Raw genomic sequence first — 25,009 nt, forward strand, 5'->3', positions numbered from 1 at the left:
CAGCTATGACGCGACTGGGCGGTCCTTGGGCTTCCGAACGGGGGGTGATCGGCGATTACCCTGTCTTCCCGGCCCCCGCGCACAGTGATCGGCCGGCCCCTGCCCAACTCATCGGAACGCGAGATACATGACCGTCAACGACGATGTCCTGCTTGTCCACGGCGGAACCCCGCTGGAGGGCGAGATCCGTGTCCGCGGTGCGAAGAACCTCGTACCGAAGGCCATGGTCGCCGCCCTCCTGGGCAGCGCGCCGAGCCGCCTGCGCAACGTTCCCGACATCCGTGACGTGCGGGTCGTCCGCGGCCTGCTGCAGCTGCACGGCGTGACGGTCCGGCCGGGCGAGGAACCCGGGGAGCTGGTGCTCGACCCGACGCACGTCGAGAGCGCCAACGTGGCTGACATCGATGCCCACGCGGGCTCCAGCCGTATCCCGATCCTCTTCTGCGGCCCGCTGCTGCACCGCCTCGGCCACGCGTTCATCCCCGGCCTCGGCGGCTGCGACATCGGCGGCCGGCCCATCGACTTCCACTTCGACGTGCTGCGGCAGTTCGGCGCGACGATCGAGAAGCGCGCGGACGGGCAGTACCTGGAGGCCCCGAAGGGCCTGCGGGGCACGAAGATACGGCTGCCGTACCCGTCCGTCGGCGCGACCGAGCAGGTGCTGCTGACGGCCGTACTCGCCGAGGGCGTAACGGAGTTGTCCAACGCGGCCGTCGAGCCGGAGATCGAGGACCTCATCTGCGTGCTGCAGAAGATGGGCGCGATCATCGCGATGGACACCGACCGCACCATCCGCATCACCGGTGTGGACAAGCTCGGCGGCTACGCCCACCGCGCCCTCCCGGACCGCCTGGAGGCCGCGTCCTGGGCGTCGGCGGCGCTCGCGACCAACGGCAACATCTACGTCCGCGGCGCCCAGCAGCGCTCGATGATGACGTTCCTGAACACCTACCGGAAGGTGGGCGGCGCCTTCGAGATCGACGACGAGGGCATCCGTTTCTGGCACCCCGGTGGCCAGTTGAAGTCCATCGCGCTGGAGACGGACGTCCACCCCGGTTTCCAGACCGACTGGCAGCAGCCGCTGGTGGTCGCGCTGACCCAGGCCACGGGCCTGTCCATCATCCACGAGACGGTGTACGAGTCCCGGCTGGGCTTCACGTCCGCGCTGAACCAGATGGGCGCGCACATCCAGCTCTACCGCGAGTGCCTGGGCGGCTCCGACTGCCGCTTCGGCCAGCGCAACTTCCTGCACTCCGCGGTCGTCTCCGGACCCACCCGGCTCCAGGGCGCCGACCTGGTCATCCCCGACCTGCGCGGCGGGTTCTCGTACCTGATCGCGGCCCTGGCGGCCGAGGGCACGTCCCGCGTCCACGGCATCGAACTGATCAACCGCGGCTACGAGAACTTCATGGAGAAGCTCGTGGAACTGGGCGCGAAGGTCGAGCTGCCGGGCAAGGCGCTCGGCTGACGGGTTCCCGCGCCGTACGACGAAGGGGCGGCCCTCCGGTGAAGGAGGGCCGCCCCTTTGGCGTCATCGTGCGTCTTGACGTCATCGTGCGTCAGAACGCACCGTACGTCGTCCCATGACGTACGGACGACAAGGTCACTTGCCCTTGGCGGCTTCCTTCAGCTTGCTGCCCGCGGTGACCTTCACGCTGTAGCCGGCGGGGATGTTGATCGGCTCGCCGGTCTGCGGGTTGCGCGCGGTGCGAGCGGCACGGTGGGTGCGCTCGAAGGTCAGGAAGCCGGGGATGGTGACCTTCTCGTCGCCCTTGGCGACGATCTCGCCGACGGTCTCGGCGAACGCGGCCAGCACGGCGTCGGCGTCCTTGCGGGTCACCTCGGCGCGGTCGGCCAGCGCGGCCACCAGCTCACTGCGGTTCATGTTGTTACTCCCGTGTTTTTCTTGCCGTTGGGGTGTGCCACGCGGCGGACCCGCCCGAGGCACTGCGATGCCGATGCGCTCGCGCCCAGGGACGCATCCTGCCCCTACCTGCGGCGGTAAAGCCAATCCGGCACCCGTAGGAGTCGTGAGAACACCCTGGGGAGTCACACGAAAAGCGCCCGCTCGGCGTCACCCTAGAGGGCGCCCGGCATCGGCTGGTTCCACGACGCGCCGATGCGGGGGCCGCCGTGGTGATCCTCACAGCCCCTGCACAGTACGGCACGGCGTCACCGGGACGTCGCCCGGCCGCCGCCCCGCCGTCACCCGGCGGAGCGGCGAGGAGGGGGGCTAGGCCGTCGCGCCCGCCGCCTTCGCGGCCTCGCGGACGGCGCCGGCGACGGCGCCCGCGACCTTGTCGTTGAAGACGCTCGGGATGATGTAGTTCGGGTTCAGCTCGTCCTGGCTGACCACGTCGGCGAGGGCCTTCGCGGCGGCCAGCATCATCTCGGTGTTGACGGTGCGGGACTGGGCGTCCAGCAGGCCGCGGAAGACGCCCGGGAAGACCAGCACGTTGTTGATCTGGTTCGGGAAGTCGGAGCGGCCGGTGGCCACAACGGCCGCCGTCTGGCGGGCGATTGCGGGGTCCACCTCGGGGTCGGGGTTCGCGAGCGCGAACACGATCGCGCCCTCGGCCATGGCGGCCACGTCGTCGCCGTCGAGCACGTTCGGGGCGGAGACCCCGATGAACACGTCGGCGCCGCGCACGGCCTCCTTGAGGGTGCCGGTGAGGCCCTCGGGGTTGGTGTTGTCGGCGATCCAGCGCAGCGGCGAGTCGGCCGGGGCGTTCACCAGGTCCTCGCGGCCGGAGTGGACGACACCGTGGATGTCGGCGACGACGGCGTTCTTCACGCCCGCGGCGAGCAGCAGCTTGAGGATGGCCGTACCGGCCGCGCCGGCGCCGGACATCACGACCCGGATGTTCTCGATCGCCTTGTCCGTGACGCGAAGTGCGTTGGTCAGGGCGGCGAGGACGACGATCGCGGTGCCGTGCTGGTCGTCGTGGAAGACGGGGATGTCGAGGGCCTCGCGCAGCCGGGCCTCGATCTCGAAGCAGCGCGGCGCGGAGATGTCCTCCAGGTTGATGCCGGCGAAGCCGGGCGCGATCGCCTTGACGATCTCCACGATCGCGTCGGAGTCCTGGGTGTCCAGGCAGATCGGCCAGGCGTCGATGCCGGCGAAGCGCTTGAAGAGGGCCGCCTTGCCCTCCATGACGGGCAGCGCGGCCTTCGGGCCGATGTTGCCGAGGCCCAGCACGGCGGAGCCGTCCGTCACGACCGCAACGGAGTTGCGCTTGATGGTGAGGCGGCGGGCGTCCTCGGGGTTCTCGGCGATCGCCATGCAGACGCGGGCCACACCCGGCGTGTAGACCATGGACAGGTCGTCACGGTTGCGGATGGGGTGTTTCGACGCCATCTCGATCTTGCCGCCGAGGTGCATCAGGAACGTACGGTCCGAGACCTTGCCGAGGGTGACGCCCTCGATGCCGCGCAGCTTCTCGACGATCTCCTCGGCGTGCGCGGTGGAGGTGGCCGCGATGGTGACGTCGATGCGGAGCTTCTCGTGGCCGGACGCGGTGACGTCGAGGCCGGTGACCGAGCCTCCGGAGGACTCCACGGCGGTGGTGAGCTGCGAGACGGCGGTTCCGCTCGCGGGCACCTCCAGCCGGATGGTCATCGAGTAGGAGACGCTGGGCGCCGTTGCCATGGCCGACTTCCTCTGCTTTCACCGTGTCGCGAGTTGTGCCGTCCGATCGTCGCACCTACCGCGGAGTACGCGGTAGTCGCCCTGGATTGCGGACGTTGTGTTCATGAGCGGTGCCTGGTTGCCGCGCATTTTCGGAAAACCACTTCCACCATACGAGAAACGATCAGGCGGGAAAAGGGGCGCGCAGGGCAAAGAAAGAGACCCACATCACGTTCGTGATGTGGGTCTCCCTCACGCTGATGACACCGACCCGCCATGCTCGCCTCGCGGCAAGTGGTCCCTCGCAGGGACAAAGGTTGGGCCCGGGGGCTTGGATCGAGCCGGTGCCACGTCCAGGCTAACAAACCGACGCCCCGGGGCCATTCCCGTACGGGAGGTTCACAGGAAACTCAGTCCCGCAGCAGGTCCGGCACCCCGGCCGCGTCCGGCTCGTCCCGCTCCCCCGACACCACCGTCAGCCGCTGGGTGGCCCGGGTCAGCGCCACGTAGAGCACGCGCAGCCCGGCCGGCGACTCGTCGGCGATCTCCGCCGGCGAGACGACCACCGTCGCGTCGTACTCCAGGCCCTTGGCCTCCAGGCTGCCGAGCGCGACGACCCGGTCGCCGAGCCCGGCCAGCCAGCGCCGGGCCTCCTCGCGCCGGTTCATGGCGACGACCACGCCGACCGTGCCGTCCACCCGGTCCAGCAGCCGCTGGGCCTCGGACCGCACGGTGTCCGCCAGCGACTGCTCGACGACCGTGAAGCGCGGCTCGACGCCGGTGGACCGGACCGCGCTGGGCGCCTCGGAGCCGGGCATGGCGAGCGCGAGCACCTTGGCGGCCAGCTCGGCGATCTCCGCCGGGTTGCGGTAGTTCACGGTGAGCTGGAAACGGCGCCGGGGCCGGGTGCCGAGGGCCTCGTCGCGGGCCTCGGCCGCCTCGTCCGGGTCGGACCAGGAGGACTGGGCCGGGTCGCCGACCACGGTCCAGGTGGCGTGCCGGCCGCGGCGGCCGACCATGCGCCACTGCATCGGGGTGAGGTCCTGCGCCTCGTCCACGATGACGTGCGCGTACTCGGTGCGCTCCTGCGCGAGGCGCTCGGCCCGCTCCCGCTGCGACTCCTCGCGCACCGGCATCAGCTCCTCCAGCCCGGTGAGCTGGTCCAGGGGGTCGAGTTCGCGCTTCTTGCGCGGCCGGGCCGGGGCCCCGAGGATCGCCTGGAGTTCGTCCAGCATGGCGATGTCGTGCACGGAGTGCCCGTCCCGCTTCAGCGAGCGGGCGACCCTGCGGACCTCGCCGGGGGTGAGGATCCGGCGCGCCCAGCGGCCGAGCCGCCGCTCGTCGGCCATGGCGGCGAGCACGGCCTTCGGGGTCAGCTCGGGCCACCAGGCGTCGAGGAAGGCGAGGAAGGCGTCCTCGGACGTGACGTCCTCGTCGAAGGAGGAGCGCAGCTCGGCGGCCAGCTCCGGGTCGGTGTGCCGGGTGGCCGCCCCGGACTTGGCCCACAGGGCGTCCAGCAGCAGCTTGCGGGCGCGCGGGCGCAGCAGGTTGACCGGCGCGGTGCCGCCGAGGGCGGTGCGGCGGACGCGGTCCAGCTCCGCCGCCTCCAGCTCGATGCGGCGCCCGAAGGCGACCACACGGAGCCGGGTGGGCGGACCGTCGAAGGACCGCCGCTCGCTGTCGTCGGTGTCGTCGGCGTCGTCGTCCAGGGCGAGCTGCCCCGTGGCGCCGGTGCCCGCCGGTCCCAGTTCCAGGGCGCCCCGGGCCGCCTTCCGCAGCACCTTCAGCATCCGGTACGAGCCCTTGGCGCGGGCCACGGACGGGGAGTCGTACAGCGTGGCCTCGGCACCGTCGACGAGCGAGCCGATCGCACGGATCGCGACCTGGCCCTCCTCGCCGAGCGAGGGCAGCACGCCCTCGGTGTAAGCCACGAGCAGCGGGGTCGGGGAGACGATCAGGATGCCGCCCGCGTACCGGCGTCTGTCCTGGTAGAGCAGGTAGGCGGCACGATGCAGGGCGACGGCGGTCTTGCCGGTGCCGGGGCCGCCCTCCACATACGTGATCGAGGCGGCGGGGGCGCGGATGACCAGGTCCTGCTCGGCCTGGATGGAGGAGACGATGTCCCGCATGGTGTGGCTGCGGGCCTGGCCGAGGGCGGCCATGAGGGCGCCGTCGCCGATCACGGGCAGCTCGCGGCCGTCGAGGCGGGCGGTCAGCTCGGGCCGCATCAGATCGTCCTCGACACCGAGCACGCGGCGGCCCTTGGACCGGATCACCCGGCGCCGTACGACCCGCCCGGGGTCCACCGGAGTGGCCCGGTAGAAGGGGGCGGCGGCGGGCGCCCGCCAGTCGATGACCAGCGGCGCGTAGTCCTCGTCGAGCACGCCGATGCGCCCGATGTGCAGGGTCTCGGCGATGTCGGCGGTGTTGTCGTCGCGTACGGCACCCTCGGCGGGCTCGACCGCCGTGTAGGCCCCGTCGGGCCCCTTCTTCCCGTCCTTGCCGAGCAGCAGGTCGATTCGCCCGAACAGGAAGTCCTCGAACTCGTTGTTGAGCCGGTTCAGGTGGATGCCGGCCCGGAAGACCTGGGCGTCCCGCTCGGCCAGCGCGCCCGGGGTGCCGACCTGGCCGCGCTTGGCCGCGTCGTGCATCAGGAACTCGGCCTCGTGGATCTTCTCCTCGAGCCGCCGGTACACCCGGTCCAGGTGTTCCTGTTCGACGCTGATCTCTCGGTCGCGGACGGAGTCGTGTGCGTCGTGTACCGAGCCGACCGCGGACTGCTGAACCTGAGCGGCCACCGGGCCCCCTTCTGACGTGCTGGGCAGCCGTCAACCGTACGCGAAGGGGGGCCGTCAAAGCTACGGGACGGCAGCTCAGGGGCGCGGTGAATGCGCGACAGTCCCACGGGTGCGGGCAGCCGGCACCCGTCCGGAACACGCCGGGACCCGGCCTGGGGGCCTGGGGCGCAGCCCCGGAAGGCGGCACTCCCCGCACACCGCACCCCCCGGCCGGATCCGCCGCAGGCGCTACGCGTCGACCTGCACCAGCTTCTTCCCCTGGAAGGTCACGACCTCGAAGTGGTCGATCTCGTTGGGCTTGAAGGCCGCCGCGCCGCCGATGTAGAGCGGTTTCCTGGACTCCGGCGTCGTCCCGTTCGGGATGCCGTAGCCCCAGTCCGGCACGGACCAGGAGGACATGGTCACCCGCTGCCCGTTCTTCGCGACGAGCACCAGGGAGCACTTCAGCGGGCCCTTGACGTTCTTCAGCTCCAGGACCGCCTGGGTGCCCCAGTCCTTCTGCGCCATGCCGACGGTCGCGCTGACCTGGGACGACGGGTCCGTGGCCGACTTCTTCTCGGGCAGCGAGGCGAAGGTGGTCTGGGCGCTGGACGCCTGGACCTGTCCGCCGCCATCCGAGCCGCCGTTGACCGCCACCGCCGCCAGGGGCCCGGCGATGATCAGCGCGGCCGCCGCCGCGATCATGTAGAAGCTGCGCCGGCGCTTCTGGGCGCGCTTCTCCGTGACCTCGTCGACCAGCTTCTCCACGATCCGCGGGCTGGGCCTGGCGGACAGCGACTCGCCGATCGCGGGGGTGCTGCCGGAGCCCGGCAGGTCCGCGAGCGCGGCCAGCATCGGCTCCATCCCGGCCAGCTCGTCCAGCTGCTGGGCACACCACTCGCAGCCGGCGAGGTGCGCTTCGAAAGCGGTTGCCTCGGCGTCGTCGAGAATCCCGAGGGCGTAGGCGCCGACGGTCTCGTGCTCGCTCGGCACCGAAGATCCCGATTGGGGGCTCATGGGCCCAGACATACCCGGACCACCCGCACCGAATCCCTGCATTCCCCCGTAACCACTGCTCATCACGCCGTCACCCCCCGCTCCTCCAGTGCCAGCTTCATCGATCGCAGGGCGTAGAACACCCGAGAGCGCACCGTGCCGCTGGGTATCCCCAGCGTCTCGGCCGCCTCATTGACCGTACGCCCCTTGAAGTACGTCTCGACGAGCACCTCCCGGTGGGCCGGGGTCAGGTCGTCGAGCGCGTCCGACAGCGTCATCAGCCACAGCGCCTTGTCGATCTCGTCCTCCGCGGGGATGACCTCCAGCGGCGACGGATCGACCTCCTGCGGCCGGGCCTGCCGGCTGCGGTGGCCGTCGATGACGATGCGGCGCGCGACCGTCACCAGCCAGGGGCGTACCGAACCGGTCGCCCGATTGAGCTGACCGGCGTTCTTCCAGGCACGGATGAGCGTTTCCTGTACGACGTCCTCGGCGCGCTGCCGATCACCGGCGACCAGCCGCAGGACATACGCGAGCAGGGGTCCGGCGTGCTCTCGATACAGCGCACGCATCAACTCCTCATCCGGTTCCGAGGGCTGTGAGGACATGCGATGTCGGGCCCTCGATCCACGTTCATTGGCCACGGCCGCATCCTTGCGCACGCCCACCTCCGGTGTCCGGGGGTTCCCCCAGTCGGTCGCTCGCCCACCCGTACGGAAGGAGGCGGCACGGCGTTCAAACGGAAGTGACAGTTTTCTCCGGGGTGCTGTGACGAGCGGGACATGCGACCACAATCCCACCACGTGATCTTCACATTTCAGACACGCCGCTGCGAAGGACGCGGGATCCCCGTGTACGGCCCAACCAAACCTGGTGTTATGGAAATCACGCCCGTGCGACCGCGGCCCGCCGCCGGTGCCGGGCCACCCGCTCCCGGTTCCCGCAGACCTCACTGGAACACCACCGCCGGCGCCGCCCGCGGGAGGTGTCCAGGTACACGAGCGGGCAGTTGTCACCCTCGCACTCCCGGACGGCCGCCCGCGCGATGGGGTCGGTGAGCAGGTCCACGGCGTCCCGCGCGACGAGCGCGAGCAGTCCGGCGCAGGCCGGCGGGTCGGCCAACTCCCTTGTGAGCACGCCGTCCTCACCGCGCACGGCACGCGGGACCGGGGTCGCGGCATGGGCGACCTCGTTGACCCTCCGGAGCGCGCTCTCGTACGACGACGCGCCCGGCGCGTGCGGGCCGCGCACCAACGTCCCGATGTGCGCGCGCAGTTCCCGGAACCCCACGAGCCAGGTGGCGTCGGCATGACCGAGCGCCGTCCCCTCCGGCACGAGCCCCACCCCGCCGATCCACGCGCACAACGCCTCCACGCCGTCCAGCCGTTCGGCCGGATGCGTGGTCGCGAGCAGGTCCAGACAGATCCGTCCGGCGTCGAACCGCGGCTCGTACGGGGGTGTGGCCGTACCCAGTGCCATGTGCCTGTCACCGCCTAGGGCAGGAAGCGTGGGGGCTCTTCTCTGTGGGCCTCTCCTCTTCACAGTGCCCGCCCGCGGCCTGGGCCGGAACCCCTCACACCTACTCCGGCGCTTCTAGATCTTCGCCTGCGTGGGTGGCGTGGCAAGCTGCTCGGCGACCCGCGCCAGCCAGCCGCTCGGCGAGTACGGCGCAGGTGGGTCGACTTCCATGCCCAGTTCGGCGACCGCGAGTGCATAGTCGCTCTCGTCCAGATCCAGGGCGAGCAGCTCATGGAGTTCTCCGACGAGACGGGCTACGAGCTGCGGATTGGTGGAGCCCCGGTAGTCATCGACGGCTGCATCGTGATCGTCGAACTCGTCCGGCATGTCCTGGGAGAACCAGCCGCCGAGGAACTGGCCGAGTTCGGGGAAGCGGGCGTGCCATTCCCACTGGGTGTCGGGGGACGTCGGAGGCGGTACTTCTCCGGTCTCGATGCTGTGCTTGATGTGGTCCGCGAGGCAGTACAGCCACTGCTGGATGTCAGCCTCGGACAGGCCGACGTCGGGGATGGCGTAGAACTCGCCGAGGCGCAGCCTGAGCCGTCCCGGCGGATTGTCGGCGTAGTCCCGCAGCTGCCGTTCCGCGATGGCGAGAGCCCAGGGGCGGGTGTGCCAGGTGTGGCGGAGGTAGGCGGTAAGCGCCTGACTGGGCTTGTCGGGGGTGTCGTCGGCCGGCTGCCCGAGGTAGGCACGCATGACCTGGTCGAGTTCGCCGTAGTGGCGGTCGTGTTCAAGGGGGCTCAGGGGCACGGTGGTCAACCTCAACAGGTCACTACAGGTAGATGGGGAATGTGGCGTGAACGGCGAAGCCGTGCGGGCGGGAGGCATCCCGCTTGAGGATCACCCTGGCCGCGCGCGCGTCGACCGGCTCACGTCCTGCCAGCATCATCGCCTGCAACAAAACCCGGCCGACGGGCTCGGACCGCGACGGCCAGGCGGCCTCGATGGTCAGGCGAGGGCGCGTGGACCGGGCGAGCCACCGGTGGATGACCTGCTCGTTGGCGGTGACTACCTGCTGGGTGGCCCATTGGGCGGTCTCGCGGTCGGGGTAGGTGGCGGAGCGGGTACGCACCTTCAGTCCTCTCCTCGGTGCTGTGGGGGCGGCGGTTGGGCGACGCGAACGGATCAGTCGTCCTCGAAACGCCAGAGCACCAGGACATTCTCGTCCGACACCCCGATGAGGCAGATGTCTATGGTGGTCCCGGCGAGGACATTGGCGTGGAATGACGAGGCCAGGAAGTCAGCCTCTTCACCGTCTTCCGCGTGCCCGTGATTGGTGAAGAAACGTGCGCCATCCCCTACGGCCCTCAATATTTCCCGCAGGCAAATGTCACGTTCCACATCCGGTGCGCGAAGGGATTCATGAGGGCCATACAGAAGAGATCCGGCCGAAATCAGCCCGGCCAACTCCAGAGCTTGAGCGAGGGAGACCTCCAGGATACTGTCTCGCAATTCTCCGCGATCGACCTGCCGGAGCACGGGATTCCCCTGGATCGTTTCCATCACTGTGTCGTTCCAGTCCGCGCCTCTGCGGGCCACGAGCGCGGCGAAGGACTGACGTTCGTCGAAACGCCCCCGCGCGCAGGCGGGCAGACCCGTCTTCCTGTTCGTCACAGATCCTCCCACGGCCTGCTCACGGAAGCCTCGGCATGGACGTGTAGACCACGTAGGGCGGGTGAAGGCCGTTCTTGTACTTGAGTACGACCTCTACCGAGTGTGCGTCCTGCGCCGCACTCGCCCTCGGGTTGCTTGCCTCGATGGTACGACCGGTCACGGAATTGAACTCCACCGGATCCAGATTCAGAATTGAATTATCTTTACGCGGTTTAGAGAGCCACTTCTTGATCTTTTCGTGGTTATCGACGCCTTCATTCTTCTGCCCTGAATTAGCGGGCGGACCCACATATTCCACCGTGTCTTGTGTGTATTTCTGGGCGATTGTCAGATCGGTGAAGCTGGATGCAGCGGGAATCGACGGCTGATCTCTGAGCCGCTGCGCGAGTTGCTCATCGGTCTTGCCCACGTGTTTGTCAATGACATGACTCCCGTGGACACCCTCCTGATTTGCCAGGTCGATCGGGTATCTGTGGTTGGCCTCATTGTCCCCCGGCACCGTGTACAGCGGGTTCCCTTTAAAGTCGGTCAGGGCGCGCGCCCCGAACGCCTCTGATCTGGCTGATTCGGCAATGAAGGTCGGTGCGCTCGTATAAGCCTCGTCCAGTGCCGACATCAGGCCCTTGATACGCCGCCTCTGACGATGGACCCGGTTGTTGTAGGTATCAACGGCGTCATTCATGGCGCCTTCGTCGATATTCAGGACAATACCGACCGATACGTCCGCAACCAAGCCCTTTCCCACGTGCCAAAGCCCTTTCATCAGGCTCTTGGCGTCCGTGACGTCCAATTCTCGTGGATCGAGCTGCTTGATGCTGTCCTCTACGGCTTGCCGATAGATACGGTGCAAGTCGTTGCGAACGTCTTCCGCCGCTTGGGCCACGTGGAACACGGCATCGACCATGGCATCGCAGGTGTCGAACAGCACGGCGAAGACCGGGTGGCTGGTCCCCTTCTTGTGCGCGCCGTCGTTCGCCCAGTCGTAGCCCTCTCGGGTCTGGCCCCAGGCGGAGGTTCCCCACAGCGTGCTGCAGAACTGCCGCATCGCGTCATACCACTCCTGGTTGGCTTGGTCGGTGATGCCGCCGATAAGGCTGGTCAGCATCCCGTCCACCATACTGAGCGTGGTTTGCGGCATCCTCCAGGTCTCAGAGATCGAATACAGACGCAGATGATTGGGCAGTGGGAGGATCTTCGCCGCCTTGCCCCAGCGGCACTCGTGTTCCAGCAAGGGGCGCATGACGGCGAGGACTGCACCTTCCAGACCTTCCAGGGCCTTTTGCATGAAATCTTGACCGGCGTCGAAGTCCCCCCATTCGAAATCGGTGACCGGACCGTACTTGGGCGGCGTGTCGATCACATGAGGAACGGGTCGCTGCGTCGGATGACCCGTCGGCGAGGGGTTCGTGGCGTGGTCGGCCGCGACGTAGTTGTTGGCGGTGGTGGTGAATCCGACGGCAGCACCGCCGACGCTCACCACGGACTTGGCCCACACTTCGAGGAACCGGTCGGCGACTTTCAGGTAGGCCTTCGTGAAGCCCTTCATGGCCGAGCCGTTGCCACCGCCGTCCGGATACCGCGCCAGCTCGTCGAGAAACGCCCTGATGCCCTGGTCGAGAGGGTCCTGTTGGCCCGCCACGTTGGTGGAAACCTGGTAGAGAACCGATGGCGTCACATCGATCGTCCCGTGCCTGGGGGCCGCCGGAGTGGCCATCAGGCGGCTCCCCAGCCGCGCAGGACCGCTTTGTGCGCTGCCGAGTAATTGGCGTGCCCGGTAGTGACGTACTGGTGCAGCCACTTCTGGGCCGCTTGCAGGTCGCGCGCAGAGCGGTCCCACTCGTCGAGCTTCTTGACGAAGATCTCGCGGGCTTCGCCTTTCCAGGACAGTACGACTGGTTCGACGCGGTCGTACAGATCGCCCAGCCTGCCGTCGAGTTGTTTGAGGATGTCTTCCAGCTCGACGGCGAGTTCATGGAGCGTGGCGAACGAGACGGTTATGTGGTCGTTGTCGGCACCAGTCGACATGATTCCCCCTGGGTGTCGGTGACTGCGCCCTGAGACAGGCAGGTTGCGTCGGAGCCGTCAGAAGCCGTCCAGGCTGCTGCGCGGGCGAGTCGATGTGTCGTCGGCTCCGGTGTTCGGCGTGGAGAGCTTGTCGACCTCGCTGTCGACGTCCACGTGGATCCGCCGCATCTGTTCGAGCACGTGCAGATCGTCGGCGCTGAAGCCGTCACGGCTCATCCGTACCGCCTGCTCCAGGCCCTTCATCACTTCCCGGATACGTACGGCGTCCTCGGCGGCCGCGCGATGGAACTCCCGGTACGCCGTTGCCGCCGGGCCGCGCCAGCCCGCCTCGATACGGTCGACGAGCTCGTCCATGCGCCGGACCTGCTTGTCGAGGTGGTCCTGCATGTCATCGAGGTCGTCAGCGAGCTTGGTGAGGTCCTGAGACGACACCCGCAGGTCGGCGCTGCCGCCACGCCCTGAATCCGTCCCCCGAACGGCCATGTCCTCCGCCTCCGCCTGCATCGACAACCCGAGCATCTCATTGTTGAGATAATCCTACGGACGGTAGCTGTCGAGGTGAGCTGCCCCTCGCCGAAGGCGGTCAGTCCCATGTCCAGGTCGGCTTCCTGCAACCACCGTCAACGCGGTCCGCTTGCGCCCCTGGTCTCAGTCGTGTGCGCCAGGAAGTCCGCCCAGGCAGAGGGGGTGACGGTCAGGTAGGCGGCGGTGGGAGTCTTGGAGTCGCGGATGTGGATGGTGGTGAGGGTAGGGGCTATTTCGACGCAGTTCGAGCCGTCAGGGCTGTAGGTGGACTTCTGCCAGTGGAGTTCGGACACGGTTCCCTCAGATGGTCTTGGCGATGCGGTGGATCAGGTCACGGGACTCTGCGGGTTCGAACGCGTTCTCCTCCATTCGGTCGAGCACGAGCCGGTACTTCTCCAACTGAGCCTCGGCATCGAGGAACTCGCAGCCATGGTGAGCATCCAACTGAACGGTGTCGAGCTGCGGCACCGGCCCCGCCAGATAGTCGACGGACTGCCCATTGCCGGGGAACGAACCCTTGCCAAACGGGATCACCCGCACGGTCACTTGGTCCAACTCGCTCATGTCCAACAGATGCTTGAGCTGAGCACGCACAGTGGTAGGGCCGCCGTACCCCATGTGAAGTGCGCACTCATGGATCACCGCCGTGTACGGGGGCGGATTCTGCCGGTGCAAGATTTCCTGCCGTTTGATCCGGTGGCTGACCCGGTGCTCGATCTCGTACTGCCGCAGCGCCGGCACGGCCTCCTTGAAGAGGGCCCGGGCATGGTCGGTTGTCTGGAGCAGCGCGGGATGTGGATCACCAGGGCAACGCGCAGCGCCGACGCGTGGTACTCCAGCTCGGCAAGGTCGATGAGACCAGCAGGCAAGTGGTCCCGGTGACTGTCCCACCAACCGCGAGTACGCCGACCTGTCATCGAAGCCAGTGCGTCCACGAGGTCCTCATCGCAGCAGGCGTAAGCACGTGCCATGGAGCGCAACCAGTCGGCGCTAATGGGCGTGCGGCCCGTTTCGATCATGCTGATCCGCGCCTGGTTGACCCCGAGGAGCCCGGCGGCACTCGTAGCGGTCAGCCCAAGCCCGCTCACGGAGTTTACGCAGCTCCGCACCCAGTCGTCGCTGCCGGAGCGTAGGACTTTTGGTCGGCGGCACGCTGACCCCTTAAGCCGGAAGCGCACCTCCCCAGGCAAAGCCACCGCCCGGCGTGGTCGTTGAGAGAGCCCGATTCCCTTCTCTCGACGGAGGTCTTCATGGGCACCGTATCCCTGCCCCACACCTGGGTGTACGCGCTTCGCCTGCCCCATGATCCCCGCGCGGCACGCGTCGCACGTATGACCGTACGGGCCATCTTGGGCGGACACGGCAGACACGAAGTTCTCGACTCGGTCGAGTTGTTGACCTCCGAGCTGGTCACCAACGCCTAATTTCACACCAGCGGCCCCGCCTCCCTCCGGCTCACCGCCCTCGCGGACGGGAGGCTCAGGGTCGGGCTCTGGGACAGTCACCCGCGTATCCCCGCCCCCTTCGGCGAGCCCCCTTGGGACCTTCTGCCGCCCCTCCCGGCGGACAGCGAAAGTGGGCGTGGGCTACACCTCGTGCAGGAGTACGCCGACTGGTGGGGCGGCGTCCGCATCGGTGACGGCCCGGTGGAGCGCGGCGCCGGGAAGCTGCTGTGGTTCGAGGTGGGCGGGCAGCCGGTTGCAGGAGCGGGGCAGGCCATTGCATGACGACCCTTGCGGCACGTCGCTGCTCACTCCCGCTGCGAGGCTCATCGCGCTAGCGCATATCGCTCCACACCGTCTGGGCGAAATGGAACAGCACAGGGAGCAGGCTCTGAAGGCCGCCCTCCAGGACGGCAAGCTCGGACACCTCTAGGGCCTGTGTGATGTTGTGATCATCCAGTTGTCTTCAGGAGGTCGTTGATCCAGATCATCGACGCGCGGAGGTGGAGGCCGGCGAGGTAGCTCTCGGGCGTCTTGTCGTACCGAGTGGCGATACCCCGCCAGGCCTTCAACTTGTTGATGAGCCGCTCTACGGTGTTCCGCTCCTTGTAAAGATCGCCGTCGTGGCATGTGGGGCGGCCGCCCCGGCGGCCTTTCTTCTTCCGGTTGGCGGTCTGGTCCTTCTTCTCCGGGATGACTGCCTTGATGTTGCGTTTCCGCAGGTAAGAGCGGTTAGCGCGGGACGAGTAGGCCTTGTCGGCGGCGACAGCGTCGGGCCGGCTCCGGGGCCGACCAACGGGAAGACGGATGCGCACCTTCTGCAGCACGGGGACGAACTGCGGGCTATCGGCGGCCTGTCCTGCGGTCAGTACGAGGGACAGCGGACGGCACTTGCGGTCGGCGGCGAGATGGATCTTGCTCGTCAGTCCACCACGGGATCTGCCGAGCAGGGCCTGGGTCAAGCGGAGCTTGCGCCGCCGCCTGATCCGCCGTCGCTCTTCCTGCTCGGGGTCGTCCCTGCCGTCCTGTCCGTTCTGTTCTGGCGGGCCGCCCCTTTTTGCCGGGCCCGCTCCTGCTCGGCGGCGGCTTCCTCAAGGGCGTCCATGACGTCCTTGCCGATGCGCATCCCGGCCGCGTCGTGGTGAGCGCGGGCAGTGGTGGAGTCCACGCTGACCAGGGATAAGTCCGTCTCTCCCCGGCGGGCGGCCTCGGCGATCATGCCTTCCAGAAGAGCGGAGAAGACCCCGGCGTCCCGCCACACGCGAAAGCGCCCGTAAACGGTCGCCCACGGTCCGAACTCGGAGGGCATCTCGCGCCACTGAGCGCTGGACCGGAACCGCCAGATCACCCCCTCGAACTGCTCCCGCAGCCGCTCGGGGTACGGACCGTACTCGCCTATCGGCAGGTACGGCTCGATGAACTCCCACTGCTCGTCGGTGAGTTGCCTACGTGTCACACCCAGCGTCCTACCAGGTCCCGTCCCCACACGGGACGAGAACCCGAGATTGATCACGACCTCACACAGGCCCTAGTACTGGCTCACCCACTGGCAGAACCATGTGGAGATCGAGCGACGGCCTGACCTGGGTGCCCGATACCGGGCCGCCCTCGACTCCGTGCACAACACGGACCGCCGGGAGGACCCTGAGTTCCGCGCGGCAATCGCTGAGCTCCGTGCCGTCGAGGCCGAGGCCCGGCAGACGGCGCCCCAGTCACCAGCGAGCTCGGCTACCCGTCCGCGTACTTCGCGTCCGTCGCCGGGTCCAGGGCCAGGCGGTAGCCGCGCTTGACCACCGTCTGGATCAGCTTGGGGGCGCCGAGGGCCGTGCGGAGTCTCGCCATCGCCGTCTCCACGGCGTGCTCGTCGCGGCCCGCGCCCGGCAGGGCGCGCAGGAGGTCGGCGCGGGGCACCACCCAGCCAGGGCGGCGCGACAGGGCCCGCAGCAACGACATGCCCGCCGGGGGGACCGGCTTGAGGGCGCCGTCGACGAGGACCGCGTGGCCACGGATCTCCACCCGGTGGCCGGCGATCGGCAACGCGCGGGCGCGGGCCGGCAGTTCCTGGCACAGGAGTTGGACCAGGGGGCCGAGGCGGAAGCGTTCCGGCTGGATCGTGTCCACGCCGTGGGCCTGGAGGGGGAGCGCCGTGACCGGGCCCACGCAGGCCGGGAGGACGTCGTGGGCGAGGGCTGACAGCAGGTCGGTGAGCAGGCCCCGCTCCTCCGCCCGGGACAGCAGCGAGGCGGCCGCGGGGGCGCTGGTGAAGGTGAGGGCGTCCAGGGAGCGGCAGACCGTCGCGTCCAGGAGGCGGTCCAGCGGGGTGATGTCCTCCGGGGGCATCCAGCGGTACACCGGGACCGGGACCACCTCCGCTCCGCCGGCCCGCAGGGACTCCACGAAGCCCGGGAGCGGTTCGCCGTGCAGCTGTACGGCGATACGGCGGCCGTCGACACCCTCCTCCAGCAGGCGGTCCAGGACCTCGGCCAGGGACTCCGAGGAGGGCGACCACTCCTCCGTCAGCCCGGCCGCGCGGATCGCGCCCTTGACCTTCGGGCCCCTGGCCAGGAGTTCGGCGCCGCGCAGCCGGCCGAGCAGCTGCTCGCCGAGGCCCCAGCCGTCGGCGGCCTCCACCCAGCCCCGGAAGCCGATCGCCGTGGTGGCCACGACCACGTCGGGCACCTGGTCGATGATCTCCTTCGTCGCGGCGAGGAGTTCGCCGTCGTCGGCCAGCGGCACGATGCGCAGGGCCGGTGCGTGCAGGACGGCGGCACCGCGCCGCTGGAGCAGGGCGCCCAGCTCGTCGGCCCGGCGCGCGGCGGTGACGCCCACGGTGAATCCCGCGAGCGGACCGTGCTCGACGGCTCCGGGTTGCTGGTCTTCGTCGTACATGGGCTCTCCTAGCTGGCCGGCGCGCGAATCGAGCCTGTCAACGGCGCGTGACAGGCTCGGTTCGCCGTGATTGCGCCGGTGTTACGTCACACTTCGGCGTAGCTGAGCTGCGCCTTTGTCTCCGAAGCCGCCACTGCCACGGCCTGTCGCGCCGGGCGGCGAAGGTATACGGCCCACGTCACCGCGAAGCAGAGCCCGTAGAAGGCGAGGAAGGCGACGAACGCTCCGGTGCCGCTGCCGTAGGACAGGAAGGACTGGCGGAAGGCGAGGTTGATACCGACTCCGCCGAGCGCGCCGACCGCGCCGATCAGACCCATGGAGGCGCCGGACAGCCGACGGCCGTAAGCCGCCGCGGCCTCCCCCTCCAGACCCTTGGCCATGGCCTTCGCCTGGAAGATGCCGGGGATCATCTTGTACGTCGAGCCGTTGCCGAGCCCGCTGAGCACGAACAGGACGACGAAGACGGACACGAACAGCGGCAGCGACTTCTCCCGGCTCGCGGCGATCAGTACGGCCGTGGCGGCGGCCATGGCGACGTAGTTCCACAGGGTGATGCGGGCGCCGCCGAAACGGTCGGCGAGCCGGCCGCCGACGGGGCGGATCAGGGAGCCGAGCAGCGGGCCGATGAAGGTGAGGTACGCCGCCTGGAGCGGGGTGCGGCCGAACTGGATCGTCAGGACCTGGCCGAAGGCGAAGCTGTAGCCGATGAAGGAGCCGAAGGTGCCGACGTAGAGGAAGGACATGATCCAGGTGTGGGCGTCCTTCGCGGCGTCCTTGGCCGCGCCGGTGTCGTTCTTCACGGAGGCCAGGTTGTCCATGAAGAGGGCGGCCAGCATCGCGGCCACGACGATCAGCGGGATGTAGATGCCCAGCAGGACGCGCGGGCCGCCGCTCGCGCCGATGACCGCGAGGGCGACGAGTTGGATGACGGGCACGCCGATGTTGCCGCCGCCCGCGTTCAGGCCGAGCGCCCAGCCCTTCTTCTTCAGCGGGAAGAAGGCGTTGATGTTGGTCATGGAGGAGGCGAAGTTGCCGCCGCCGATGCCGGCCAGCAGGCCGACGACGAGGAACGTGCTGAAGGACGTGCCCGGTTCCATGACCGCGAAGGCCGCGATCGTCGGGATCAGCAGCAGGCTCGCCGAGATGATCGTCCAGTTGCGGCCGCCGAACACGGCCACGGCGAAGGTGTAGGGGACGCGCACGACCGCGCCGACGAGGGTGACCATCGAGGTCAGCAGGAACTTGTCGGCGGGCGTGAGGCCGTACTCGGGGCCCATGAACAGGACGAGGACGGACCACAGGGTCCAGATCGAGAAGCCGATGTGCTCCGAGAGGACCGAGAACCACAGGTTCCGGTTGGCGATCCGCTCCCCGGTCGCCTTCCAGAATCCCTCGTCCTCCGGGTCCCAGCGTTCGATCCAGCGGCCACTGCGACGGGTTGGGGCTGTTGGGGCTGGGGCTGTCATCACGCCTCCACGGGGCTCCGGCTGCTCGGTCCGCCGTCGACCTGCCATCGACCGGCTCAGCCCGAAGGTAGGGAGGGCGCGTTTCCTGCCTGTGGCTGTGGGTGACCGGAAGGGAACGTTGCTCTCACTCGGCGCGGGGGCGGCCGGTGAGGGGAGACCGCGGGAGCTCAGGACGCGATCTTGTACCGGTGCTCCGGGCGGCCCGTCGCCCCGTACCGGAGCACCACACGCGCACGGGACCGCCCGGGTGACTACGGCCCGGGCGGTCCCGTGCGCGTACCGTTCCCCCCGGCGCCCGTCATCGCCGTCTCGTCGGCGGCAGGCATCCAGCTCCCGTACGGCCGCCGCAGCCAGCCCTCCGCCGCCGCGAGCTCCGCCGCCGCCCCGCGCAGCGCGTCCAGTCCGGGATGGACCAGCCCCTTGCGCCAGACCAGGGAGACCGGCGACAGCGGAACCGGACCGACGAGCGGGCGGCGGACGGTGCGGGGCATGGCCGGAAAGTCGACCACGGCCAGGACCGGATGCCGGTTCTTGGCCATGATCCGCTCGAACTCCTCGTCCCCGACGGCCAGCGGCAGGGGTGCGGCGAGCCGGATGCCGCGGCCCTCGAAGAGCCGGCTCGCCAGGTCGGTCCACTCCAGGGTGCGCGGGTTGCCGGCGCCGGCGTACACGGTCTCGCCGGCCAGCGCGGCCAGCGGCACCTCGGCGCGGGCGGCCAGCGGATGGTCCTCGGGCAGGACGACGGCCATCGGCTCGAGACGCACCGGCTGCTGCTCCAGGCCGGAGCGCAGCGCCGGGTCCAGGCCGGCGAAACGGCCGAAGGAGGCGTCCAGCCGACCGGTCAGCAGCTCGGCGGCGGCCCCGGTCAGGCCGCTCTCGTAACGGGCCATCAGCTCGCAGTCCGGGGCGAGCTCGCGGGCCCGGTGCAGCACACGGCGGCCGGTGACCAGGCCCGGTGAGTTGAGGTCCACCAGCAGCGGCCGGGACCGGCCGGGGGCGAAGGCCGCGAGCAGGTCGTCCTGGGCGGCGAGGACCCGCCGGGCGTGCGGCAGCAGCCGGTCGCCGTCCGTGGTCAGGGTCACCTGCCGGGTCGTCCGCACGAACAGCTCGGCGCCCAGCTCCCGCTCCAGCCGCCGTACGTCCCGGCTGAGCGCCTGCTGGGCGACGTACAGACGGGCCGCGGCCCGGGTGAAGTGCAGTTCCTCGGCCACGGCGACGAAGGCGCGCAGGAGACGGGGGTCTATGTCGGCGGGGGCGGGCATGACCGTGAACTTACAACGCAGGTGCGTGAATCGGCACCGAGAAGGTGTTGGACCCCGTGATCCACTCGGGGCGAGGGTGAATCCATGCCTTCCGTCATGTCCAGGACCACCGGCACCTACCGCCGTCTCTTCTCGCTCCCCGGCACCCGCGCCTTCACCACCGGCAACCTCCTCGCCCGGCTGCCCATGGGCATGTTCAGCGTGAGCGCCGTCGTGATGATCGCCGGCTCGCGGGGCTCGTACGCCCTGGCCGGTGCCGTCACCGCGACCGGTCTCGCGGCGACCGCGCTGGCGGGGCCCTGGATCGCCCGGCTCGTGGACCGGCACGGGCAGGCCCGGATCGCCGTGCCGGCCACGGTCGTCTCCGCGCTCGGCAGCCTGGCCCTGCTGCTCTGCGTCCGCTGCGGCGCCCCGGACTGGACCCTGTTCGCCGCCTACGCCCTCACCGCGGCCACCCCGAACATCGGCGGCCTCTCCCGCGCCCGCTGGGCCCATCTGCTGCGCGACGAGCCGGCCGCGCTGCACACCGCGAACTCCTTCGAACAGGCCGCCGACGAGCTGTGCTTCATGCTCGGCCCCGTGCTGGCGTCCTTCCTCACCGGCACGTTCTTCCCGGAGGCGGGCACGCTCACCGGCGCGGTGCTGCTGCTCGCCGGGATGCTGCTGTTCACCGCCCAGCGGGCCACCGAGCCGCCGCCGCGGGCCCGCTCCCAGGCGCCCTCGCCGCTGCGCAGCCCGGGCATCCCGCCGCTGCTGGCCTGTTTCACCGCGACCGGGGCGGTGTTCGGTTCGATGGAGGTCGTCACGATCGCGTACGCCGACGCAGAGGGTCACCGTACGGCGGCGGGAGCGATCCTCGCCCTTCAGGCGGCGGGCTCGTGCGCGGCCGGCCTGCTGTACGGCGCCCGCAAGCCGACGGGGATACGGCTCGGGCACTGCCTGGCCGCGATGGCCGCGCTGATGACGCTGCCGTGGGTGGCCGCCGGGATGGCCGGCTCGCTGTGGGTGCTGGCGGGGGCGCTGCTGGTGGCGGGCATGGCGACCGCGCCGACCATGGTGACGGCGATGAGCCTGGTGCAGCGGCGCACCCCCGCCGACCGCCTCAACGAGGGCATGAGCCTGGTGGTGACCGGGCTGCTCACCGGCATCGCCTGCGGCTCGGCGACGGGCGGCTGGGCGGCCGAGCACCTCTCCGCCGTCGCGGCCTTCGCCGTTCCGGCCGTCGCGGCCGCCCTCGCCCTGGTCATCAACTCGTGCGCGCCGGCCGCCGGTTCAGTCCGGCGCGCGACGGCGCACGGATCAGTTCTGTCGTAGCGCGGGCATCGGCAGCGGGATGCCGTACGCGGTCGCGCCCGCGCCCACGCCGCCCTCACAGGTGTTCGGAGGGGTGGTGCCGCTGCCCCGGGTGGAGGGACGTTCGGCGGCCCAGAACATCTGGCCGAGCATGCCGGAGGTGCTGCCGGCGCCGTTCGGGGCGACCGACCGGACGAACGAACCGGTCGAGTTCTCCAGGGAGTTCGCGAAGTCCGTGCACTCGGGCAGGGACTTGTTCTGGTCGCTGATGTAGACGGCGCCGGTGAACTTGGCGGGTGCGAGCGGCGGGATCGGGGGCGAGTAGGTCGGCTTGCCGTCCACGTGTTCCTGCCAGTTGGCGATGGCCGAGCTGGTGGAGGGCTGGCGGGCGGGCACCATCGCGTTGGCGTAGTCGAGGACCGGCGCGTCGGTGCGCAGCCAGTCGCTGGTCGCCTTGCGGTCGAGGTCGATCAGCCAGCGGTCGCCGGCGGCCACGTCGATGGTGAGGCGGGCGGCGGGGTCGGCACCGGAGGCGTCGTACGGGTGGGCGGCCCGGTAGGCGTCGATGAAGGACTGCAGGCCGGTGAGGTCGGGGCCGGTGTTCTGCTCGTAGTCGATCTCGATGCCGACGCCGAGGTCGCTCGCCACGGCGGCGGCCCGCTGGCCGAGGAGGGCCGGGTTCTCGGCGAGCGCGCTGTCCCAGGAGTCGGTGTAGGTGATTCCGCCGATGGAGAGCATCACCCGGATCCCGTGGGAGGTGAAGTACTGGACGATGTCCTTGGTCATACCGCGGGGCACGCCGTTCAGGGTGGTGGCGTCGGTGGTGCCGTGCAGCAGTTTGAGGGGTTCGACGAAGCTGAGGACGACGAGATTGACCGAGGGCCGGCCGTCGCCGCGGTCGATCAGCCAGTGGTTCTGGCTGTCGAACTCGCTCACCGTGCGAACGGTGCCCCAGACGCAGGCGTCGTTCGAGCAGTGCCAGGCGCCGTAGATCTGCATCGGGGTGGTGGCCGCGGCCGTGGCGGCGGGGGCCTGCGGGACGACCAGGGCGCCGAGCAGCCCGATGGCGAGGAGAAGTCTGCGGCGGAACCGGGTGCGCATACGAACCTCCGGGAGGGGAGCGGCCTGCGGGACGCGGGAGGTGGCGCGGGCAGCGTGGCAGGTCCAGACCAATCCGGCAAGGGGGTGTGCGCTCGGCTCATGACGAAGGCCCCGCCGCTTCGAGCGACGGGGCCTTTGCCCACATGGGGTAACCCCCGGAGGGGCTTGGTGGAGATGGCGGGAATCGAACCCGCGTCCAACGGTGCGGAACCAGGGCTTCTCCGTGTGCAGTTCGCTTCGCTTTTCTCGGCCCCGGCGATCACGCGAACAAGTCGCCGACGGGCTCAGTCACTGTTTGGTTTCCCTTTTCACCCCGTGACCGGGATCAAGGTTTAGTTCCCTAGCTGATGCCAGGATCCGGGTCGGGAACAGCCCCGGGCTGACACTTCGCAAGTCGCTACTTAGGCAGCGAGGGCGAAGGAATCGCGCTTGGTGTTGGCGATTATTTTTTTCGGCCTGTGGTTTACGAGATCATGGCCGCTTCCTCGACACGCTTCCCCTGCTTCGACAGCCGCTGTCGAAACCGATCATCCCCATGTTGATTTTTCAACCCCTCCGAGGAGGGTCACACGCACCCGCTGTGAGATGCAGGTGCCATCGTACGGGAACAACGCCCGCCCGTGCCACCGTATTCCCGCCGGTCACCCGGCCGTCGTACCTGGTTCAACGCGACCGGGGGTCGGTGCATTCCCGGCTAGCCGCGCTGCTTGCGCCGCGCCGCCGCCATCGCCCGGTCCGCCTCGCGCCGGTCCTGCTTCTCGCGCAGGGTCTGGCGCTTGTCGTACTCCTTCTTGCCCCTCGCCAGCGCGATCTCGACCTTGGCACGGCCGTCCTTGAAGTACAGGGCGAGGGGCACGATCGTGTGCCCCGTCTCCTGGGACTTGGACTCCAGCTTGTCGATCTCCGCGCGGTGCAGCAGCAGCTTGCGCTTGCGGCGCGCGCTGTGGTTGGTCCAGGTGCCCTGGCTGTACTCGGGGACGTGCACGTTGTGCAGCCACGCCTCGTGGTCGCTCAGCTGCACGAAGCCGTCGACCAGCGAGGCCCTGCCCTGGCGCAGCGACTTCACCTCGGTGCCCATGAGGACCAGACCCGCCTCGTAGGTGTCGAGGATGTGGTAGTCGTGCCGCGCCTTCTTGTTCTGCGCGATCAGCTTGCGCCCTTTTTCCTTAGCCATAGTGCCGACCATTTTGGCACCACACAGGGGGTGGGAGTACAGCCGATTACGCGTGACTACGAGGGGTCACCCAGGCCGGTGAGGACCGTCTCGGCCCGGGCCAGGGCCTCCGGGCCCGCCTCCAGGTCGGGGGTGATGCCCCGGCCGTCGACCGCGTGGCCGGAGGGGGTGCGGTAGTGGCCGACAGTCAGCTCGGCCACCGAGCCGTCGGGCAGCCGGGTCGGCATCTGGATGGAGCCCTTGCCGAAGGTGCGCGAGCCGATCACCACCGCGCGGCCCCGGTCCTGCAGGGCACCGGTCAGCATCTCGGCCGCGCTCATGGTGCCGCCGTCGACCAGGGTGACCAGGGGTCGGTCGGTGTCGCCGCCGGGGGCCGCGTGCAGGGAGCGCTGGGCGCCCTTGACGTCGTAGGTGGCGACCAGGCCGCCGTCGAGGAAGGCGGAGGCGGTGGCCACCGCCTCGGTGACCAGGCCGCCGGAGTTGCCGCGCAGGTCGAGGACGATCCCGCCGTCGGCCGGGGCCTGCCGCAGAGCGGCGCGTACGGCGTCCGAGGAGCCCTTGGTGAACGCGGCGATCCCGATGACGGTGACCCCGCCGGGCAGCCGGCGCACGGTCACGGAGTCGGTGGACAGGCTGGCCCGGTGCAACGTCTCGGTCCACGCGCGCGTGCCCCGCTGCAGGCCCAGGGTGACGGGCGTGCCCGCGGCCGCGTCGTCGGCGTCGCCGCGCAGTAAGGAGACCACCTCGGTGACCGGCCGCCCGTCGACCTTGCTGCCGTCGACGCTGAGCAGCCGGTCGCCCTTGCGGATTCCGGCGTCGGCGGCCGGCGAGCCCGGCTGCACCCGGGTCACCTCGATCCGGCCGTCCCGCTCGCGCCGCGCCCACAGGCCGACGCCGGTGTAGCGGCCGTCGAGGGCCTCCTGGAACTCCTGGTACTCGTCCTGCGAGTACACCGCCCCCCAGCGGTCCCCGCTGCGGCTGACGGCCCGCTCGGCGGCCTCCATCGGGGACTTGCCGTCCGCCATCGCCTCGGCGGCGGCCCGCTGCACGTCCTCGTGTCCGCCTGCCGTGGGCGGCGGACCGGCGACGGCCTTGCGTGCGGACAAGGGCGCGTCGGGTTCCGGGAACGAGCCGGTGGCGGCGCCGGTGACCAGGACGCCGGCGAAGACCAATGTCAGGGCGGCCCCGCGGCGGAAGCGGCGGGGCGGACAGAACAGGTCGCGGCCTGACATGGCGGTGAGTCTAGGACAACGCGAAGGGCCGTACGGGCGCATGCCCGTACGGCCCTTTTGGCATGCG

Annotated in this window: 23 protein-coding genes, 1 other RNA gene and 2 pseudogenes; 4 read left to right on the forward strand and 22 right to left on the reverse strand. The window is 69.6% G+C overall.

Annotated elements, in window-relative coordinates; all coding sequences use genetic code 11:
• Nucleotides 1–127 precede the first annotated feature (127 nt).
• Nucleotides 128–1,468: a UDP-N-acetylglucosamine 1-carboxyvinyltransferase gene (gene murA, locus ACQPXS_RS19920; RefSeq protein WP_351809237.1), complete on the forward strand. Its 1,341-nt coding sequence runs from the start codon at nucleotides 128–130 to the stop codon at nucleotides 1,466–1,468.
• A gap of 135 nt (nucleotides 1,469–1,603) precedes the next feature.
• Here the strand turns inward: murA and ACQPXS_RS19925 are convergent, their stop codons facing one another.
• The 14 genes and pseudogenes from ACQPXS_RS19925 to ACQPXS_RS19990 all read right to left on the reverse strand — a co-directional run bounded on the left by ACQPXS_RS19925 (nucleotide 1,604) and on the right by ACQPXS_RS19990 (nucleotide 14,235).
• Nucleotides 1,604–1,885 (reverse strand): HU family DNA-binding protein, encoded by a 282-nt coding sequence (locus ACQPXS_RS19925; RefSeq protein ID WP_023550134.1) that lies wholly within the window; start codon nucleotides 1,883–1,885, stop codon nucleotides 1,604–1,606.
• A gap of 348 nt (nucleotides 1,886–2,233) precedes the next feature.
• Nucleotides 2,234–3,649, reverse strand: a complete 1,416-nt coding sequence (locus ACQPXS_RS19930; RefSeq protein WP_351809240.1) for an NAD-dependent malic enzyme — start codon at nucleotides 3,647–3,649, stop codon at nucleotides 2,234–2,236.
• A 389-nt stretch (nucleotides 3,650–4,038) separates the two neighbouring features.
• Nucleotides 4,039–6,426 carry a HelD family protein gene (locus ACQPXS_RS19935; protein WP_433450727.1) on the reverse strand — a complete coding sequence of 796 codons (2,388 nt, stop codon included), beginning with the start codon at nucleotides 6,424–6,426 and terminating at the stop codon, nucleotides 4,039–4,041.
• Nucleotides 6,427–6,654: 228 nt separating this feature from the next.
• Nucleotides 6,655–7,422: an anti-sigma factor family protein gene (locus ACQPXS_RS19940; RefSeq protein ID WP_433450728.1), complete on the reverse strand. Its 768-nt coding sequence runs from the start codon at nucleotides 7,420–7,422 to the stop codon at nucleotides 6,655–6,657.
• 62 nt (nucleotides 7,423–7,484) lie between these two features.
• A complete protein-coding gene (locus tag ACQPXS_RS19945; protein WP_030167252.1) occupies nucleotides 7,485–8,069 on the reverse strand; it encodes a sigma-70 family RNA polymerase sigma factor in 585 nt (194 codons plus the stop codon).
• A 217-nt stretch (nucleotides 8,070–8,286) separates the two neighbouring features.
• Complete coding sequence (locus ACQPXS_RS19950; RefSeq protein WP_433450729.1) at nucleotides 8,287–8,880, reverse strand: CGNR zinc finger domain-containing protein; 594 nt, start codon at nucleotides 8,878–8,880, stop codon at nucleotides 8,287–8,289.
• Nucleotides 8,881–8,994: 114 nt separating this feature from the next.
• Complete coding sequence (locus ACQPXS_RS19955) at nucleotides 8,995–9,669, reverse strand: contact-dependent growth inhibition system immunity protein (protein ID WP_433455872.1); 675 nt, start codon at nucleotides 9,667–9,669, stop codon at nucleotides 8,995–8,997.
• Nucleotides 9,670–9,691: 22 nt separating this feature from the next.
• Nucleotides 9,692–9,991, reverse strand: a complete 300-nt coding sequence (locus ACQPXS_RS19960) for an RNase A-like domain-containing protein (RefSeq protein ID WP_356312115.1) — start codon at nucleotides 9,989–9,991, stop codon at nucleotides 9,692–9,694.
• A gap of 53 nt (nucleotides 9,992–10,044) precedes the next feature.
• The gene (locus ACQPXS_RS19965) at nucleotides 10,045–10,533 is read right to left on the reverse strand and encodes a hypothetical protein (protein ID WP_433450730.1); all 489 of its coding nucleotides are present in this window, start codon (nucleotides 10,531–10,533) and stop codon (nucleotides 10,045–10,047) included.
• A 19-nt stretch (nucleotides 10,534–10,552) separates the two neighbouring features.
• A complete protein-coding gene (locus tag ACQPXS_RS19970) occupies nucleotides 10,553–12,247 on the reverse strand; it encodes an RNase A-like domain-containing protein (RefSeq protein WP_433450731.1) in 1,695 nt (564 codons plus the stop codon).
• Nucleotides 12,247–12,558, reverse strand: coding sequence for a WXG100 family type VII secretion target (locus ACQPXS_RS19975; protein WP_356312108.1), 312 nt, complete (start codon nucleotides 12,556–12,558; stop codon nucleotides 12,247–12,249). The genes ACQPXS_RS19970 and ACQPXS_RS19975 overlap by 1 nt, the downstream gene beginning before the upstream one ends.
• A gap of 57 nt (nucleotides 12,559–12,615) precedes the next feature.
• Entirely contained in the window at nucleotides 12,616–13,041 is a 426-nt protein-coding gene (locus tag ACQPXS_RS19980; protein ID WP_433455874.1) for a WXG100 family type VII secretion target, read from the reverse strand.
• A gap of 137 nt (nucleotides 13,042–13,178) precedes the next feature.
• A complete protein-coding gene (locus tag ACQPXS_RS19985; protein ID WP_356312103.1) occupies nucleotides 13,179–13,376 on the reverse strand; it encodes a DUF397 domain-containing protein in 198 nt (65 codons plus the stop codon).
• Nucleotides 13,377–13,383: 7 nt separating this feature from the next.
• A pseudogene (locus tag ACQPXS_RS19990) lies at nucleotides 13,384–14,235 on the reverse strand (helix-turn-helix domain-containing protein).
• A 98-nt stretch (nucleotides 14,236–14,333) separates the two neighbouring features.
• On the opposite strand from ACQPXS_RS19990, the gene ACQPXS_RS19995 reads away from it, so the two are divergent.
• Together ACQPXS_RS19995 and ACQPXS_RS20000 are read left to right on the forward strand one after the other, a co-directional pair.
• Complete coding sequence (locus ACQPXS_RS19995; RefSeq protein ID WP_433450732.1) at nucleotides 14,334–14,507, forward strand: hypothetical protein; 174 nt, start codon at nucleotides 14,334–14,336, stop codon at nucleotides 14,505–14,507.
• 171 nt (nucleotides 14,508–14,678) lie between these two features.
• Nucleotides 14,679–14,810 (forward strand): hypothetical protein, encoded by a 132-nt coding sequence (locus tag ACQPXS_RS20000; protein WP_433450733.1) that lies wholly within the window; start codon nucleotides 14,679–14,681, stop codon nucleotides 14,808–14,810.
• 167 nt (nucleotides 14,811–14,977) lie between these two features.
• Here ACQPXS_RS20000 and ACQPXS_RS20005 read toward each other — a convergent pair.
• The 4 genes and pseudogenes from ACQPXS_RS20005 to ACQPXS_RS20020 form a co-directional block, all read right to left on the reverse strand.
• Nucleotides 14,978–15,981: pseudogene (locus tag ACQPXS_RS20005) on the reverse strand (IS5 family transposase).
• Nucleotides 15,982–16,253: 272 nt separating this feature from the next.
• Nucleotides 16,254–17,414: a uroporphyrinogen-III synthase gene (locus ACQPXS_RS20010; protein ID WP_433450734.1), complete on the reverse strand. Its 1,161-nt coding sequence runs from the start codon at nucleotides 17,412–17,414 to the stop codon at nucleotides 16,254–16,256.
• An 86-nt stretch (nucleotides 17,415–17,500) separates the two neighbouring features.
• Complete coding sequence (locus tag ACQPXS_RS20015) at nucleotides 17,501–18,880, reverse strand: nitrate/nitrite transporter (protein ID WP_433450735.1); 1,380 nt, start codon at nucleotides 18,878–18,880, stop codon at nucleotides 17,501–17,503.
• A 251-nt stretch (nucleotides 18,881–19,131) separates the two neighbouring features.
• Nucleotides 19,132–20,142, reverse strand: a complete 1,011-nt coding sequence (locus ACQPXS_RS20020; RefSeq protein WP_433450736.1) for a LysR family transcriptional regulator — start codon at nucleotides 20,140–20,142, stop codon at nucleotides 19,132–19,134.
• A gap of 96 nt (nucleotides 20,143–20,238) precedes the next feature.
• Between ACQPXS_RS20020 and ACQPXS_RS20025 the strand changes: the two genes are divergently transcribed.
• A complete protein-coding gene (locus tag ACQPXS_RS20025; RefSeq protein WP_433450737.1) occupies nucleotides 20,239–21,456 on the forward strand; it encodes an MFS transporter in 1,218 nt (405 codons plus the stop codon).
• On the opposite strand, the gene ACQPXS_RS20030 is transcribed toward ACQPXS_RS20025, so the two are convergent.
• The 4 genes from ACQPXS_RS20030 to ACQPXS_RS20045 form a co-directional block, all read right to left on the reverse strand.
• Entirely contained in the window at nucleotides 21,442–22,536 is a 1,095-nt protein-coding gene (locus ACQPXS_RS20030; protein WP_433450738.1) for a hypothetical protein, read from the reverse strand. The genes ACQPXS_RS20025 and ACQPXS_RS20030 overlap by 15 nt on opposite strands.
• Nucleotides 22,537–22,702: 166 nt before the next feature.
• Nucleotides 22,703–23,071, reverse strand: a transfer-messenger RNA (tmRNA) gene (gene ssrA / locus ACQPXS_RS20035).
• A gap of 159 nt (nucleotides 23,072–23,230) precedes the next feature.
• Nucleotides 23,231–23,710 carry an SsrA-binding protein SmpB gene (gene smpB / locus ACQPXS_RS20040; RefSeq protein WP_433450739.1) on the reverse strand — a complete coding sequence of 160 codons (480 nt, stop codon included), beginning with the start codon at nucleotides 23,708–23,710 and terminating at the stop codon, nucleotides 23,231–23,233.
• A gap of 56 nt (nucleotides 23,711–23,766) precedes the next feature.
• On the reverse strand, nucleotides 23,767–24,942 hold the full coding sequence (locus ACQPXS_RS20045; protein ID WP_433450740.1) for a S41 family peptidase: 1,176 nt from the start codon (nucleotides 24,940–24,942) through the stop codon (nucleotides 23,767–23,769).
• Nucleotides 24,943–25,009 lie beyond the last annotated feature (67 nt).

Source organism: Streptomyces sp. CA-142005 (assembly GCF_050942335.1).
Taxonomy (GTDB): domain Bacteria; phylum Actinomycetota; class Actinomycetes; order Streptomycetales; family Streptomycetaceae; genus Streptomyces.